Genomic DNA, 17,349 nt, shown 5'->3' on the forward strand with positions numbered 1-17,349 from the left:
TGAACATTTAGTTACATGCCGATTTATATTCATTGTATTGGCATTTTATAACTAATGGGCAAAAGCTCACCTCGTGGTCATACTCCCACCGAGAGGGAGGAACGTCAATAGTTTTTTGTTTGTTAAATGCACAATTATTTAGAGGTTAATAAATAATTTATATATTTCAGATTGTTACGGTTGAGGTTTTTACTATTTTTTTTCTAAAATTTGGATTGGCACTGAAAAAAACTTGTATTGGTTGTTGCTTGATTTAAAAATGTTCCAACTACACTTTCTAAAAGCCTCAGTTAAATTTTATTGGACTTGAATTTATATGTTTGAGAGTTAATCAATTGGGGGTCTTAAATAAAAAGCGCTAAATTAAGTAGTGAGGCTTGGGCGAAAAATATCGAGTTGGTTTTTCAAAATTTGATTTGAATATCTGGATGTAAAAAATCCGACATTATTTCTAATGTCGGACTTGGTAATAAAGTGAGGCTAAATCTACTTGAAATCGAAATCAGCACTCTACCAGTAAGATACCGATAACTTATAGTTCTAACGCTTGTTTTGCATCCATATATTCTAATTCAAGTGTTTCACCTAAAGCATCTACAACGGCTTTATAAGTGACTTTACCTTTATGAACATTCAAGCCATTTAGTAAATGTTGGTCTTCTAACATTGCACGTTTCGTACCTTTATTTGCTAGGGCTAAGCCAAACGGTAATGTTGCATTGTTTAGGGCCATAGTTGACGTTCTGGCAACACCGCCTGGCATGTTTGCAACACAGTAGTGAACAACATCACTTATGACATATGTCGGGTCTTGATGAGTAGTTGCTTTAGAAGTTTCAAAACAACCACCTTGATCTATGGCGACATCAACTAAAACTGAACCAGGTTTCATACTAGCAATATGTGCTTTCGTAATTAATTTAGGTGCAGCTGCACCAGGAATTAACACAGCACCGATAACTAAGTCTGCCTTAGATGTATAATAATCAAGCGCATCTACGGTTGAATATACCGTTTTCACCGTGCCACGGAAAATATCGTCTAATTGGCGTAAACGCGGTAGTGAACGGTCGACAATAGTGACATCTGCCCCCATGCCGACTGCCATTTTAGCGGCATTTGTGCCAACGACTCCGCCGCCAACAACAAGTACTTTGGCGGGCGCTACGCCCGGTACACCACCTAGTAATGTGCCACTGCCTCCCTGCGCTTTTTCTAAATGATGCGCACCGGCTTGAATAGACATACGACCTGCCACTTCACTCATTGGGGCTAAAAGTGGTAATCCACCTGTATGATCGGTAACAGTTTCATAGGCAATACATGTGGCGCCGGATGCAACCAATAGTTTTGTTTGGGTTGGATCAGGGGCTAAGTGCAGATAGGTATAAAGGGTTTGGCCTTCACGCAACATTTTACATTCGTTTGGTTGCGGCTCTTTTACTTTAACAATCATATCTGCTGAAGCGAAAATTTCCTCAGCTGTCGCAATAATTGAAGCGCCTGCGTCAACATATTGCTCATTCGTAAAACCAATAGACTCACCTGCATTGGTTTCAATGATGACCTGATGGCCGTGAGCAACAAACTCTTTTGCTGCTGCTGGTGTTAAACCAACACGGTATTCATGGTTTTTAATTTCTTTAGGGACACCGACGATCATATTTTTCTACCTGTTATTTCTTGTTGTGTGATATTTTCGGCGATTATATTGTGTGAATGGCAGTTTTATTCACTTTTATTTGGCTTATTTTAGAGTAATAAACTATAGGTGGCGTTATGCATTCAAACACGATGAATAAATCGTTAGACAGAACTGATAAAAAAATTCTGATGGAATTACAAAAAAATGGACGGGTTTCAAATGTTGAACTCGCTAAATTGGTAGGGCTTAGCGCCACGCCTTGCTTAGAGCGAGTTAAACGATTGGAGAAACAAGGTGTGATCGAAGGTTATCAGGCAATCGTAAATGCTGAGGCGGTTGGTGCATCGTTATTAGTTTTTGTCGAAATCACACTTGAGAAAACAGCCCAGGATGTTTTTAGTGAGTTCTCAAAAGCGGTAACTTTCTTCGATGAAATCTTAGAATGTCATTTGGTGTCAGGTAGTTTTGATTATTTGCTAAAAACTAGGGTAAAAAATATGGCGTCATATCGAAAACTGTTAGGCAATACATTACTAAAATTACCCTCAGTTAGCGCATCTCGGACCTATGTTGTGATGGAAGAAGTGAAGACAAATCAACCGATCCGAATCCATATATAGGCACGTTGTTGAAGATGTTAATGACTGACCAAAACTCTGTAACAAATAAGTGATCCCAATCGTTAATTTTGGTAGAGTTGCGAACAATATAAAAAGCGATTTTGGTCACTTTTGAACTTAAAATAATAATAAATCTTGGAGTATTAGGTTTTGACTGACAATCAGCCAACTGTATTAAATGGATTTCAACGCTTACTAGAAGTTGGATTGCTTGTAGCCGGCGCTGTGGCAATCTATATCCTAATCACTTTGTTTACCTTCGACCCTGCTGACCCAAGTTGGAGTAAAACAGGAAATTACGAATTAATTAAAAACGCTGGTGGAGCATTTGGTGCGTGGATAGCCGACGTACTTTTATTTACATTTGGTTGGTTAGCGTTTTTTGTACCTGTGCTTATCGCCCTTTGTGGTTGGTTAATGTTTCGCAAGTTCCATGATCTTATTGAAGTTGATTACCTAGCGCTAGGCCTTAGACTCATTGGTTTCTTAATGTTTGTCATAGGTTGCTCAGCTATATGCAGTGTCAATTTTGACGACATCTATTATTTTTCTTCGGGCGGTATTGTAGGTGACGTTTTTGCCTATCTGCTCATGCCTTTATTTGGTTTTACTGGCTCAACCTTATTATTTTTAGTCGCGATTATGATTGGCATTACTTTGATGACAGGTATCTCATGGATGCAGGTCGTCGATGGGTTAGGGCGAGTGACTTTGAATTCTGTTTATTGGTTAATAAAACAAGTTTCAAACCTTTTTCATCGAGAACCTTCACCAAAAAGTAAACTCATACCGCAAGATAATAATGTAAATAGTGAAGCAAATATCTCTAGCGAAGTAGATGAACATTCTCTAAATGAAGAGAAGTCAGCTAAAACTAAGCAAACTCAAAACAAAGTTGCCGCACCTGATCATACTGAAACCGAAAGTGCAGCGTCTAAAAGTTTGTTAAGCCAGTTTTTCGGAAGCGCCGAAGCATCGATTACCGAACAAAAGCTCACGCCGTCTATTTCAGACATAGATGTTGATACTCAACGTGAACTACCTCCTGCGGAGACCCCAAAGGCCGTTGAAGTAACGCCGACCTCAAGTAGACCACTTAGGCCAGACACTAAAGAGACTCCAGCAAAGGCTGTTGATGTTTCTTTTGACGACGATATGCCTTTTTCAATAGACGATATGGACAGCCCTGCTTCTTATTCTACCTTAGATGAACAAATCAAAGATGATGATATTTCAGGCGCATTAGAGAGTTTACAAACCGGTGACAAAAATGTGCACGAACGCGATACTGTGGCAACGGCATCGATTAAAAAACCTGAACCTATGCCACTGACACTGCCTTCACTTGAGTTACTTGACCGTGCTGACAAAATAGAAAATCCAATTTCTCAAGAAGAGTTGGACGTTGTTTCTCGTTTGGTTGAAGTGAAATTAATGGACTTTAATATACAGGCGACTGTCGTTGGCGTTTACCCAGGCCCAGTAATTACGCGTTTTGAACTCGATTTAGCACCAGGCATTAAAGTCAGTAAAATATCCAGTTTATCAAAGGATTTGGCGCGTTCTTTATCAGCTATGAGTGTTCGTGTCGTTGAAGTTATTCCAGGGAAGTCGTTTATTGGTTTGGAAATACCAAACAAACATCGTCAAATTGTACGACTGTCAGAAGTCATGGATAGTACAGTATTCCAAAACGCCGCTTCACCATTAACTATGGTTTTAGGTAAAGATATTGCCGGTAAGGCGGTTGTAGTTGATCTAGCAAAAATGCCACATTTATTGGTTGCGGGTACGACGGGCTCGGGTAAATCAGTTGGTGTTAACACCATGATTTTGAGTTTGTTGTATAAATCAACACCAGAAGATGTGCGATTGATCATGATCGATCCAAAAATGTTGGAACTTTCTGTCTATGAAGGTATCCCACACTTGTTGTCTGAAGTTGTGACCGACATGAAGGAAGCGGCCAATGCACTTCGTTGGTGTGTGGGGGAAATGGAACGTCGATATAAATTGATGTCTGCTATGGGCGTTAGAAACCTAAAAGGCTTTAATACTAAAGTACAAGAAGCGATTGATAGCGGTTCACCACTATTTGACCCGTTATGGAAAGACTCTGACAACATGTTGGAATTTCCACCGCAATTAGAAAAGCTGCCAGCGATTGTTGTGGTTATTGATGAATTTGCCGACATGATGATGATAGTCGGTAAAAAGGTTGAAGAACTGATAGCTCGAATTGCGCAGAAGGCGAGGGCAGCGGGGATTCATTTAGTCTTAGCCACTCAGCGTCCTTCGGTGGATGTAATTACTGGATTAATTAAAGCGAATATTCCAACGCGTATGGCGTTTCAGGTTTCATCAAAAATTGATTCGCGAACTATTTTAGACCAACAAGGCGCAGAAAACCTTCTGGGCATGGGGGACATGTTGTATTTACCGCCTGGTTCAGGCGTTCCAACCCGTGTCCATGGGGCATTTGTTGACGATCATGAAGTCCATGCTGTCGTAAATGATTGGAAATCAAAAGCAAAACCTAACTACGTTAGTGAAATTTTGCAAGGTGAAATGACCGACGAAAATATGCTTCCAGGTGAAGCCGCAGAAATGGCAGAAGGTGAAGAAGTCGACCCAGTATTTGACGAAGCAGTGGCATTTGTCACTGAAACGCGAAAAGTTTCGATATCAAGTATTCAACGAAAATTAAGAATTGGTTACAACCGTTCTGCCCGTATTGTCGAACAGATGGAAATAATGGGAATAGTAAGCACTGCGGCAAATAATGGCACACGTGAAGTGTTGGCTCCGCCACCGGTTAAAGCGGCGATTGATGAGGAATTAGATTAGTTTATGGTTAAGTATTTAGCAGTAATAAAACAATGTATGGTTGCAAGCGTCGTATTAGTTAGTATGGCCGCCAACTCGGCTGATGTAACTAAAACAGCCGAAGTCGAATTACGTACAATTTTAAAACAATACAATGGGTTTTCAGCCGATTTTTCTCAACGAGTTGTCGATAGTGAACTTAATGTATTGCACGAAGCACAGGGGCGTTTGAAGTTTAAACAACCGGGATTGTTTTTGTGGGAAATCACTGAACCTGAACCTGAGTTACTAGTATCTAATGGCGAGACATTATGGTGGTTTAATCCATTTATCGAACAGGTCTCGTTGTTTGATGCAAGCCAAGCTGTCGCTCAAACGCCATTTGCCTTGCTCGTTTCCCAAGACGATGAAACGTGGTCACAGTTTACGATCGAAAAACAACAAAACCACTTTGTTGTAAGTCCTAAATTGCTTGACCAAGCTCAAGTTATAGAACTTAAAGTAACGTTTAAAGACACTTTGTTGACCAATATAGCGGTGGTCGGTCGTACCATGCAAGTGAGCCAGTATGCAATTTCAAATCAAGTTTTTGCCGACGTAGACAATGGCTTGTTTCAGTTTGAAATACCATTGGGAACAGATATCGACGACCAAAGGCAATTGCCAAAAGTTGTTGACGGCAATGTTGAATATTAAGGTTTTGACTGTTGGCTACTCAAGGTTTTGACTTTACCCCTACTGAAAGTGCCCCATTAGCGTCTAGAATGCGTCCCCGTGTCATAGATGACTATGTTGGGCAGACGCATTTGGTTGGCGAGGGTAAGGCGATTCGACGTATGATCGAGGCGAAAAAATGCCATTCGATGATATTGTGGGGACCTCCGGGAACCGGTAAAACAACACTTGCAGATTTGATTGCCCATTATGCAGACGCGGATGTTGAAAAGCTTTCTGCGATTAGCGCTGGTGTTAAAGACATTCGTGCAACCATTGAACGGGCCAAAGAACGGCTAGTAAACCAAGGTAAAAAAACTGTGTTGTTTGTCGATGAAGTTCATCGATTTAATAAAAGCCAACAAGATGCGTTTTTACCCTTTATTGAAGATGGCACGGTGAGCTTTATTGGAGCAACGACCGAAAATCCGTCGTTTGAACTCAATAATGCAATATTGTCTCGCGCCCGTGTATATATCCTCAAAGCCATCGAAGACTCAGATTTGGCTCTGTTATTGGACCGAGCACTTTGCGATAAAGTGGATGGTCTAGGCGCGCACAATTTAAAGATTAATGCCGACAATCGAGATTTGCTAATAAAACTATCGAACGGTGATGGTAGAAAATTACTGAATTTTCTAGAACTATGTTGTGACTTAGTTGAACAAGATAATCAGATCACAAAAGAGATCATAGAGCAGGCCACTGGTAATCAGATGGCTACCTTTGATAAAGGCGGTGATCATTTTTATAACTTGATTTCAGCCTTTCATAAGTCGGTGCGAGGTTCAGCCCCTGATGCCGCTTTATATTGGTTCTGCCGTATTTTAGCGGGTGGTGGTGACCCTTTGTATGTCGCGCGGCGATTATTAGCCATCGCTACTGAAGATATAGGCAATGCGGATCCTAGAGCCATGGAGGTTGCCCTTAATGCATGGGATATTTTTCACCGTGTCGGGCCTGCAGAAGGTGAACGCGCAATAGCTCAGGCCACATTATATTTAGCTGCCGCACCCAAAAGTAACGCTGTTTATGTCGCCTTTAAACAGGCCAAACGGATGGCATCCGACTTACCGAGTTTTGATGTGCCTAAGCATTTAACAAATGCACCTACGGAACTAATGAAACAAACAGGTAATGGTGAAGGTTACCGGTATGCTCACGACGAACCTGGTGCCTATGCGGCGGGCGAAGAGTACTTTCCAGCGGAATTAGCCAATACTAAATTATATGAACCTAGTGATCGTGGACTCGAACGAAAAATTAAAGAGAAATTGGAATATCTACAATCACTAGACGACAACAGCCCTATCACTCGTAGAAAGGACTAAATTTTGAGTTTGAGCAGTATTGTTTTTGTCGCGATTGGCGGCGCTATAGGTGCAAGTTTACGTTACAGTGCAACCATTGGCGTAACTGCATGGTTAGGCAAAGGATTTCCCTATACAACCTTGTTAGTTAATATCTTGGGTTCATTTATTATGGGCCTCTTATTTAGCTTAATTGAACATGGTATAGTTGCTGAATTGCCTTGGCGACCTTTGATAGGTGTAGGAATATTAGGCGCATTGACGACTTTTTCAACATTTTCGCTCGACACGTTGTTGATGTTGCAAAACGGTGAATGGCAAAAAGCCTTAATCAATATATTATTAAATGTTTTGGTCTGTATTTTAGCCGCTTGGCTAGGGATGCAATTGGTACCGAATCGAACGTAAATTTTAAGAATGGGTAGTTACGAAACATGTTAGATTCAAAATTTCTACGAAGCGAGATTAATACTGCGCAGGAAAAACTGGCAACTCGTGGATTTCAATTAGATGTAGAAACGTTAGTCAATTTAGAAGAGCGCAGAAAAGAACTACAATCTTCGACGCAAGACCTACAAAACGAACGTAATACTAAGTCCAAATCGATTGGCCAAGCAAAAGCGCGTGGCGAAGATATCCAACCCTTGCTGGCAAGTGTTGCTGATCTCGGCGATAAGTTAGATGCCGCCAAAGTTGAATTGTCAGAGTTACTAAAAACCATAGACACTTTATCTATGGGGTTGCCTAACTTACCGCATGACGACGTACCGGTTGGTGCAAAAGAAGAAGACAATGTTGAAATTTTGAAATGGGGCGAGCCAAAGCAATTTGATTTCGAACCTAAAGATCATGTTGACCTAGGTGAAGCATTAAACAAAGGCCTAGATTTTGAAATGGGCACCAAATTAAGCGGTGCTCGTTTTACTGTTATGAAAGGCAAAATTGCTCGTCTAAATCGAGCGTTAGCGCAATTTATGTTAGACCAACACACAGAGAATAACGGTTATACAGAAGCGTATGTGCCTTATCTTGTCAACCCTGAAAGTTTGCAGGGTACAGGTCAATTACCTAAATTTGCGGAAGATTTGTTTCATACTCAGCCAATCACAGGTCAAAGTGACAATGCCGATGAACAAGACTCACGCAAATTGAGCTTAATTCCGACTGCGGAAGTTCCATTAACAAATTTCGCACGCGACGTTATTTTTGAAGAAGCTGAATTACCACTTAAATTAACGGCTCACACGCCGTGTTTTCGTTCTGAAGCCGGTTCTTATGGCCGTGATACTCGAGGGTTAATTCGTCAACATCAATTCGACAAAGTTGAGTTAGTGCAAATAGTTAAACCAGAAAACTCAGATGATGCATTAGAGCAATTAACTGGTCATGCCGAATCAATCTTACAATTGCTTGGTTTACCATATCGTAAAGTCATTTTATGTACGGGTGACATGGGATTCTCTGCGACTAAAACCTATGACCTCGAAGTATGGTTACCAGCTCAAGATACGTATCGTGAAATTTCATCATGTTCAAATATGGGCGACTTCCAGGCGCGTAGGATGCAAGCACGCTATCGTGCGAAAGGTGCGAAGAAACCTGACTTAGTCCACACCCTGAATGGCTCAGGTTTAGCAGTAGGTCGTACGTTAGTTGCAGTATTGGAAAATTATCAAAATGAAAACGGCACGATAAACGTACCAGAAGTTTTAGTCCCTTATATGAACGGCATTACTTTAATCGATTAATTTAAAATTGGTCGAATTGCAGTTTAGAATCGGGGCAAAGTTTGCCCCGATTATACTTTGAGCATAAAAATAAGAAAAATTATGGCTGATAACGACGCTAAAGAAGATAAAAAGGCGGCAAAAGCGCAAGCTAAAGCTGATAAAAAAGCCGAAAAAGCGGGTGGTAAATCAGGTGACAAACCAGTTAAAAAGGAAAAACCGTTTAGCTTAGCAAGACGTTTGATGACCATGTTTTATTGGTTTGTGATGATTGCTGGAGTGTCTGCATTAGTGTGGCAAGGTTTTGCTGCTTACAATCTGTTTACTGGAAATTAGAAGCGTTTACTATGTTTGATTTAACCTCTGTCTGGATATTGATGCTGTTTTTTATCATCATAGGTGTGTTTTGGAAAATCCGGAGTTTTGCCGAATTAGCCAGAGTATCAGCCGAGGACTATTGCAATAAGCATGGTTTACAACTGCTGTCGGTCGCTATGGGAACAATTCGAGTAAGAATTAAAAAAGGGGTTAACATTGTTGTGACTTTTGATTTAAATTATAGTCCAGAGGGGATTACCGCGAAGCAAGGTGAAATTGAAATCATCAACGGCAAAGTCAATCAAATCTCACACTGGAGCTAGTCAACCTAGCAGTGAAAAGTCAACGGTACCATTCGTACCTTATCTTCAATACAAGCGTTATTAGTTAACCTAGTGTTAAATCTTCCAGCAAGTACCGTAATCTAACCAAACATGTGTCAATAAAGCTGATTGTTTTGTATATATGCGGCTACTTGTTGCGGTAACCAATCTTGTAATCTATCGGCATCATCATTTTTAAAGGCTTGTCTTATCTCGGTGGACGAAATATCAATTAACGCATTTTCCACAATATGGATCCGTTTACCTAAAAACGGAATAAGTACCGGTGCGAGCGTCGGTTGCGTAGTAGTATTTTCTTGTATGTCTAGTTGCAACTTGTATTGCGGCCTTGCCATGACGATAAGATGACACACTTCTAGTATATTTTGCCACTCAACCCATTGGGTGAAACTTAATAACGAATCCATACCAACAATAAAGTAGTACTCCGTATTGGGTTCTAGCTGTTTAAAATTTTTTAGCGTATTTATTGTGTAGCTGTTGCCCATTTGTTCAAGTTCGAATTCGCTTATTTCTGTAGGTATGGGGCTATGCACAGACGCTAATGCCAATTTACACATATTAAGTCGATGATGACTCTTAGTTGCACAGCTATTTTTCAAGGGTTGTTTATAGCAAGGTAAATAGATTAACTTTCCAATATCAAATTGTGTGACAGCATCAAAAACAGGCGTTAAATGCCCAAAATGAATGGGGTCGAAACTGCCTCCAAAAATGGCGACTTTTTTTGGTTCCGCCTTTTCTTTGGTTTTACTATCGATTGATATCGTAGGTTGTTGAGTCATTTTCAGAAGTTCACTGGCTAAACAAGTTAACGGATGAGCGGAAGTTTTAATCCGCTAATGTTGGCATTGCCCGTTAACAACAAGGCAATATGAGCAAACATTGAATAAGGACATTGAGGCGAAAATGTTTTAATCGCAAAATCGACTTCTGACAACAATTTTAAAGCTTCGTTAACCGCGGTCGCTGGCAGTTTATTTGCAGCATTAAGAAATACGTTTTGTTTGTTTTTCCAAACTCGGTGTTTATCAAATACGGGGGTCGGTGGTTGGCCTTTCACAATGGCAGATTGTAACTGAGTTAACAACATTAAATCTTTTTGCAGTGACCACATAATTATATTCGGTTCAAAATCTTCCAACTTGAGTCGTTGCAAAATGGTCATACAGCGTTGGCTATTGCCAGCCCATATGCTGTCTATAAACTGAAATACGCTGTATTTAGCCTGATCAGCCACAAACCGTTCAATGATACTAATATCAATGTGTTGTTGTTGCCCTAGAGCCATATTGAGTTTTTGTAATTCTTGCGCCGTTGCCAATAAGTTGCCCGAAGTAAAATTAAGCAAATATTGTTGGGCATTTGTATCCATACTCAAGCCATGTTCGACTAATTGCTGTTGTAACCAACGAGTGAGGTGATTCCCGTCAATTTCATAAACGGGAATGTATAAACCAACTTTATCTAAGGCTTTAAACCAAGCACTTTTAGTTTGGTTGGCATCAAGTTTAGGGCCGAACAACACTAAAATGGTATTTTCATCCAACTCAGGTGCGATTTGCTTTAAAACCTCTGAACCTGCTTTGCCAATTTTATTGCTGTTAAGCTCAACTTCGACTATTTTTTTATCAGAAAATAGGGACATCGCCTGACAATGTTGGGCTACGTCGAGCCAGTCAAATTGGTCGTCGTCAGCTAATCGAATAAACTCGTCAAACCCTTGCTGTTTGGCGGCGGCTTTGATCTTTTTACGACAATCATCAATTTGAAATGGTTCATCACCAAACAATAGATAGCAATTTGAAAGGCCTTTAGATAGGTTTTGCTGAATTTGATTGGCGTAAATTTTCATCGTGTTATTGGATCATCATCAGCTGAGACAAAATACGGTCACTGGCTAAAACACGAAGCTCAGACAATATAAGCTGACGTTCACGTTCTTTTGCTAATGCGTTATTCGGATCGTCCTGAAACTCGCGACTTAATTCAAAGTTAAAACTAAGCGGTTCTTTATTTGGTTTTTGCACTTGGTATCGAACTAAATAAATTAGCTCATACTCGGCGACTTGACCATTAGGGAACAACGACAATGTTTTACGCTGAAACTGCTCGGGCAATATTCGTAACTCAGCAATGTTAGCTGTTTTCTTCTTAACTAAGTCCACTTGGTTTTGCGTTAATCGTCGTTCAACCTGCTTAGCTAAAGGGCTAAATTTATTGTCAGATGATAAATGGATCTTTTTTAATGAGTCGGGGAGATAGTAATGGCCCTTTAATCGAAAGCCACAGCCATTAAGCGAGCTGCAAATGACAACAATTATTAACAACCATATCGCTTTCATTTTATCTGCCTTTGTTGATTTTATTGACCATTAAAACTTGGTCAGCCTTAGAAAAGGCTGACCACATAAACTTAGCTACTGCGGCTAATCTAACGGATTAGTTAGCAACAATATTAAGCAACTTACCTTTGATAAAGATAACTTTACGAACGGTTTTATCAGACAAGAAACGTGCTACGTTGTTTTCATTGGCGCCGGCTTCTTTAATAAACTCTTCAGTTGCATCGGCCGCTACGGTTATCTTGCCACGGACTTTACCGTTAACTTGAATTACGATCAGTTTTTCATCTTCAACTAATGCATCGCGGTCTACAGTTGGCCAAGGCGTCGACAAAATATCGTCAGTTTGACCTAGCTGTGCCCATAACTCATGACATACATGTGGAGTAATAGGGGCGAGCATGACTACAACAGCTTTTATAGCTTCGAACATCACAGCTTTATCTACGTCTGTTTCCAGAGGCGATTTAACCAGTTTGTTCATCAATTCCATAATCGCTGCAATAGCGGTATTAAATGTATTACGACGGTCTAAATCGTCTGTCACTTTGTCGATGGTTTTATGTAAGTCACGGCGAAGAGCTTTCTGGTCGCTGTTTAATGCACTTACATCCAACTCAGATATTAAACCTGCTGCGATGGTATCTTGAGCTAATTTCCAAACACGTTTAATAAAGCGGTGCGAACCTTCAACAGCCGAGTCAGACCATTCTAACGTTTGTTCAGGAGGCGCGGTAAACATCATAAATAAGCGAACGGTATCGGCACCTAATCGGTCGATAACTTTTTGTGGGTCGATGCCATTATTTTTCGACTTTGACATTTTTGACATACCAGCAGATAACACGGGTTGGCCGTCTGAAATTAACCAAGACTTAGAGACTCGGCCTTTTTCATCACGTTCAACTTCCACATCAAGCGGAGCAAACCAAGTTTTGGCGCCATTGTCTTCTTCACGATAAAATGTTTCCGCTAATACCATGCCTTGGCACAATAACCGTTTAAACGGTTCGTCTGAGTCTACAAGACCAACATCACGCATAAGTTTGTGGAAGAAGCGGGCATACAACAAATGTAAAATCGCGTGTTCGATTCCACCAATATATTGGTCAACCGGCAACCAGTAGTTAGCTTTGCTCGGGTCAAGCATCATGTCATCGCTATCTGGTGAACAATAACGTGCGTAGTACCATGAAGATTCCATAAAGGTATCGAATGTATCAGTTTCTTTGAATGCCGCTTGACCATTTATGGTGGTTTTCGCCCATTCAGGATCTGCTTTTATTGGTGACGCGGCACCATCCATAACTACGTCTTCTGGCAATACAACCGGTAAGTCTTGCTCTGGAATAGGAACAGAAGTGCCGTCTTCTAATGTCGCCATCGGAATTGGTGCGCCCCAGTAACGTTGACGAGATACGCCCCAGTCACGTAAACGGTAATTTACTTTACGTTGACCTAATTGTTTTGATTCTAATTCGGTAACGATTGCATCAAATGCAGCTTGAAACTCAAGGCCATCAAATTGACCAGAATTAATTAATGGGCCTTTTTCCGTATAAGCTTCAACGCTTAAATCAACAGTCGAATCGTCAGAACTGGTAATAACTTGTTTAATTGATAATTGGTATTGGGTTGCAAATTCCCAGTCACGTTGGTCGTGCCCAGGAACTGACATTACCGCACCTGTACCGTACCCCATAAGGACAAAATTTGCAGACCAAACTGGAATGCTTTCACCTGTCAAAGGGTGTAAAACACGGTAGCCTGTGTCAAACCCTTTTTTAGCCATCGTCGCCATATCAGCTTCTGCCACTGATTGGTTTTTGCATTCTTCGATAAATTGCACTAGCTCTGGGTTGGTTTTGGCAGCTTCTAAAGCGAGTGGATGTTGCGCTGCAACGGCCACATAAGTAACTCCCATTAATGTATCTGGGCGAGTTGTGTAAACCGTTAATGTCTCGTCAGAACCTTCAAGCTTAAACTGAATGTCTGCACCTTCTGAGCGACCAATCCAGTTTTTTTGCATTGTTTTAACTTGCTCAGGCCAATCTTCCAATTGATCCAAATCCGTTAACAATTCTTCTGCATAATCTGTAATTTTAATAAACCATTGTGGAATTTCTTTTTGTTCAACAAGGGCACCTGAACGCCATCCGCGGCCATCAATAACTTGCTCGTTTGCAAGTACGGTTTGGTCAACTGGATCCCAATTTACCGTGGCTGTTTTTTTATAAACTAACCCTTTTTCATAAAGCTTAGTGAAGAACCATTGTTCCCAGCGATAATACTCTGGTGTACACGTTGCGACTTCGCGGTCCCAATCGTAACCAAACCCTAAGCTATTAAGTTGGTTTTTCATGTAGTCAATATTTTCATAGGTCCACTTTGCAGGGGCCGTATTATTATTTATTGCAGCGTTTTCGGCTGGCAGACCAAACGCATCCCAACCCATAGGCTGCATTACGTTTTTGCCATTTAAACGCTGAAAACGAGAGACCACGTCACCAATGGTATAATTTCTTACGTGACCCATATGTAAACGGCCACTTGGGTAAGGCAGCATCGACAAGCAGTAAAATTTTTCTTTAGACGCATCTTCCGTCACTTTGAACGATTTATTGTTTGCCCAATGTTGTTGAACACGTTGTTCAATTTCCTGGTGATTATATTCAGCTTGCATGTAATGATCTCAATGTTTAGATATGGTTTTGTCGCGGAACAAGGTATTTAATTTTGCTGGTATTCGTCGCGAAAGTGTCTACCGTTTTTGGCAGTTATTATAGGGCGTAAGCATAACTAATTAGGCACTTTGCAACAAGTAAAAAGGCCATGTTTTAAAGCCCAAACCGGTGGTTTTTTCAGCGCTTGTTCAAAACAAATCATGCACTAGGGGAATTTTGCGTATAGACTTATGACTATTGCGTTTCTACCGGATTGTTTTTGTTGTAAATCATGGAATTAATTAAACCGTTTATTTTGTCCCCTGACACTCTAGAACCCATTATTGACGAAGAAAAAATCGCCAATATATTGGATTCAAATATCGACGCACCTGTTAATTTTATCGGCCAAGAACGTGCTCAAAGTGCGTTAGAATTTGGCTTAGATATGGAAATGAATGGTTATAACTTGTTTGTAATGGGGGAACCTGCAACGGGTCGCCATACCCTTATAGATAATCTATTGCAGGAAGTCGCTAAAACCAAAGAAACGCCATTTGAATGGTGCTACGTCAACAATTTTGACGACAATAGGTGCCCTAATTATATCCGCTTAGCGCCAGGGGAAAGTAAAAAGCTGGTTGATGATATTGATTCGTTTATTGACGAACTTATGGATACGTTTCCTGCGGCATTTGACAACCCTGCGTACCAAAGAAAAAAACGCGCTATTGAACGTGAGTTTAATCTTAAGTACGAATCGGCTTTAGAAGTTGTTGAGTCTAAAGCACTCGAAAACCAAATTATTCTATATGAAGAAAAGGGATCTGTAAGCTTTGCCCCAGTCGTTGACGGTAAGCCTGTAAATGATGCTGATTTTACGCAACTAGATGAAGCAACCCGACAGAATTTTTACGAGCGCATTTCAGAACTTGAAGTTTTTCTAAATGAATCGTTATTAGAATTACCTCAGTGGAAAAGAGAAACATCGGAACAACAACGTAATCTCACAATTGAAACCATAGAAACAGCACTACGGCCATTAATTAAAGACTTAGAGCACAGCTATGCAGCAGACTTAGGCGTCATAAAATTTATTCGTGATATGAAATCTACCCTAGTTGAGCTAGTTCAAGAGTTAATGGCTGGTGAAGCGGACGAAGAAAAAAGTGGCGAAGAAATAGACGTCAGAAAGGCCCTTGAAGAACAGTTGTTACCCAATATTTTATTTTCAAAAAACGCCACAGATGGCGCGCCTATCATATACGAGCCTAATCCAACGTTTCAGAATATGTTTGGCAAGATTGAATACAGTTCTGTACAAGGGTCGGTTTATACCAGCTATCGGATGATACGACCGGGAGCCTTGCATCAATCAAACGGCGGTTATCTGTTAATCGAAGCGGATAAATTAATAGAACAAGCGGCTGTTTGGGAATCTTTAAAACTGGCCCTGAAAAGCCAAAAGATCAGAATGGAATCACCGGTTTTTGAACCTAATATAGTTAACGTTTCAAGTTTAACCCCGCAACCGATCCCGCTTGATGTAAAAATCATCATGATGGGAAGTCGGGACTTATATTACTTGATGCAGGAACATGACAACGAATTTAGTGAATTGTTTCGAGTATTGGCCGATTTTGAGCATTACATCTCACTAAACGACAAAGCCATGTATGGTTTTGTGCAAAAATCCAAACAATTTGCGAAGTCACATAATTTTGAATTATCCAGCGATGCGGTGTCACAGTTGATGAATTTCAGCTTTCGTCAGGCAGAGCATCAACATAAGTTATCGGCACGATTTGCCGACGTTTTGGAATTGATCTGCGAATCACAATTTTATGCAAAAAAATCGCACAAAGCAGAACCCTTTAGTACCGAAGCGGGCCCAGTTGTAATTCAGCGGGAAAATGTCATGCAGGCTTTGGAAGGCAAGCAGTATCGGACTGGTCAAATTAGTGAATCCTTTTTAGAAGATATTCAAGAGGGCCAAATTTTAATCGATACCTCGGGCTTTTCTGTCGGTAAGCTTAATGGACTAACAGTATTGCATATCGGTGATACAACATTTGGCACTCCGGCTCGCATATCCGCTACTGTATATGCTGGCTCAAATGGCATTGTTGATATTGAACGCGAAGTCGATTTAGGCAAATCAATACATTCTAAAGGCGTCATGTTACTCACCGGTTATCTTGGTAATAAATATGCTCAAGACTTTAGCTTATCGTTTTCCGCAAATATTGCCTTAGAACAGAGTTATGGGCAAATTGACGGAGATAGTGCCAGTTTAGGGGAAGTATGCGCGCTGATATCAGCAATTACTCAAATCCCACTTAACCAGTCTATTGCAATCACAGGCAGTATTAACCAACATGGGCAAGTTCAGTCAATCGGTGGCGTGAATGAAAAGATAGAAGGCTTTTTCAACTTATGTACCGCTCGCGGGCTAACGGGTGAGCAGGGCGTTATTATTCCTCGCACTAATTGCATAAACTTAATTTTGAATAAAACAGTCATCGATGCGGTTAAAAAAGGCCGTTTTCATATTTATGCGGTTGACCATGTTGATGATGCCTTGACGATATTAACCGGCAAACAAGCTGGAGTGTTGTCTTCACGCGGACGTTACCCGCGAGACTCCGTTAACGGTATAGCGTCACAACGATTGCGTCATATAGCGGATATTGTAAATAGTGACTTTTCTGAATAACAGGCATGACAAAATGCCTTAGCAGTACATCGGTTTTGTATTGGTAATAATAAACATCAATAAGTAAACCCCAGCTGTGAATACCTCTGGGTGGGATCCGCGATTAAATGGGTTGCCAAAT

Annotated in this window: 14 protein-coding genes; 9 read left to right on the plus strand and 5 right to left on the minus strand. The window is 40.7% G+C overall.

Features of this window, described 5'->3' with window-relative positions; translation table 11 throughout:
* Positions 1-532 precede the first annotated feature (532 nt).
* Positions 533-1,663: an alanine dehydrogenase gene (gene ald, locus KO525_RS03415; RefSeq protein WP_215962385.1), complete on the minus strand. Its 1,131-nt coding sequence runs from the start codon at positions 1,661-1,663 to the stop codon at positions 533-535.
* Between the two features lie 116 nt (positions 1,664-1,779).
* Here ald and lrp point away from each other — a divergent pair, with 116 nt between their 5' ends.
* The 8 genes from lrp (at position 1,780) to KO525_RS03455 (ending at position 9,483) form a co-directional block, all read left to right on the plus strand.
* Positions 1,780-2,265 carry a leucine-responsive transcriptional regulator Lrp gene (gene lrp / locus KO525_RS03420; protein WP_215962386.1) on the plus strand — a complete coding sequence of 162 codons (486 nt, stop codon included), beginning with the start codon at positions 1,780-1,782 and terminating at the stop codon, positions 2,263-2,265.
* Positions 2,266-2,415: 150 nt separating this feature from the next.
* Positions 2,416-5,112 (plus strand): DNA translocase FtsK, encoded by a 2,697-nt coding sequence (locus KO525_RS03425; RefSeq protein WP_215962387.1) that lies wholly within the window; start codon positions 2,416-2,418, stop codon positions 5,110-5,112.
* 3 nt (positions 5,113-5,115) lie between these two features.
* Positions 5,116-5,787 carry an outer membrane lipoprotein chaperone LolA gene (gene lolA, locus KO525_RS03430; protein WP_215962388.1) on the plus strand — a complete coding sequence of 224 codons (672 nt, stop codon included), beginning with the start codon at positions 5,116-5,118 and terminating at the stop codon, positions 5,785-5,787.
* 11 nt (positions 5,788-5,798) lie between these two features.
* Positions 5,799-7,136: a replication-associated recombination protein A gene (locus KO525_RS03435; RefSeq protein ID WP_303523052.1), complete on the plus strand. Its 1,338-nt coding sequence runs from the start codon at positions 5,799-5,801 to the stop codon at positions 7,134-7,136.
* Complete coding sequence (crcB, locus tag KO525_RS03440; RefSeq protein ID WP_215962451.1) at positions 7,137-7,523, plus strand: fluoride efflux transporter CrcB; 387 nt, start codon at positions 7,137-7,139, stop codon at positions 7,521-7,523.
* Between the two features lie 26 nt (positions 7,524-7,549).
* Positions 7,550-8,863 (plus strand): serine--tRNA ligase, encoded by a 1,314-nt coding sequence (gene serS, locus KO525_RS03445; RefSeq protein ID WP_215962389.1) that lies wholly within the window; start codon positions 7,550-7,552, stop codon positions 8,861-8,863.
* Positions 8,864-8,944: 81 nt separating this feature from the next.
* Entirely contained in the window at positions 8,945-9,178 is a 234-nt protein-coding gene (locus KO525_RS03450; protein WP_215962390.1) for a hypothetical protein, read from the plus strand.
* Positions 9,179-9,189: 11 nt separating this feature from the next.
* Positions 9,190-9,483 carry a DUF3301 domain-containing protein gene (locus tag KO525_RS03455; RefSeq protein ID WP_215962391.1) on the plus strand — a complete coding sequence of 98 codons (294 nt, stop codon included), beginning with the start codon at positions 9,190-9,192 and terminating at the stop codon, positions 9,481-9,483.
* 116 nt (positions 9,484-9,599) lie between these two features.
* Here KO525_RS03455 and nadD read toward each other — a convergent pair whose 3' ends face one another.
* The 4 genes from nadD to leuS form a co-directional block, all read right to left on the minus strand.
* Entirely contained in the window at positions 9,600-10,289 is a 690-nt protein-coding gene (gene nadD / locus KO525_RS03460) for a nicotinate (nicotinamide) nucleotide adenylyltransferase (protein ID WP_215962392.1), read from the minus strand.
* Positions 10,290-10,315: 26 nt separating this feature from the next.
* Entirely contained in the window at positions 10,316-11,359 is a 1,044-nt protein-coding gene (gene holA, locus KO525_RS03465) for a DNA polymerase III subunit delta (protein WP_215962393.1), read from the minus strand.
* A gap of 4 nt (positions 11,360-11,363) precedes the next feature.
* Positions 11,364-11,849 (minus strand): LPS assembly lipoprotein LptE, encoded by a 486-nt coding sequence (gene lptE / locus KO525_RS03470; RefSeq protein WP_215962394.1) that lies wholly within the window; start codon positions 11,847-11,849, stop codon positions 11,364-11,366.
* Between the two features lie 97 nt (positions 11,850-11,946).
* Entirely contained in the window at positions 11,947-14,532 is a 2,586-nt protein-coding gene (leuS, locus tag KO525_RS03475) for a leucine--tRNA ligase (RefSeq protein ID WP_215962395.1), read from the minus strand.
* Between the two features lie 272 nt (positions 14,533-14,804).
* Here leuS and KO525_RS03480 point away from each other — a divergent pair, with 272 nt between their 5' ends.
* Positions 14,805-17,228 carry a Lon protease family protein gene (locus KO525_RS03480; protein ID WP_215962396.1) on the plus strand — a complete coding sequence of 808 codons (2,424 nt, stop codon included), beginning with the start codon at positions 14,805-14,807 and terminating at the stop codon, positions 17,226-17,228.
* Positions 17,229-17,349 lie beyond the last annotated feature (121 nt).

Origin of the sequence: Psychrosphaera sp. B3R10, from assembly GCF_018861025.1 — a bacterium.
Classification (GTDB): Bacteria; Pseudomonadota; Gammaproteobacteria; order Enterobacterales; family Alteromonadaceae; genus Psychrosphaera; species Psychrosphaera algicola.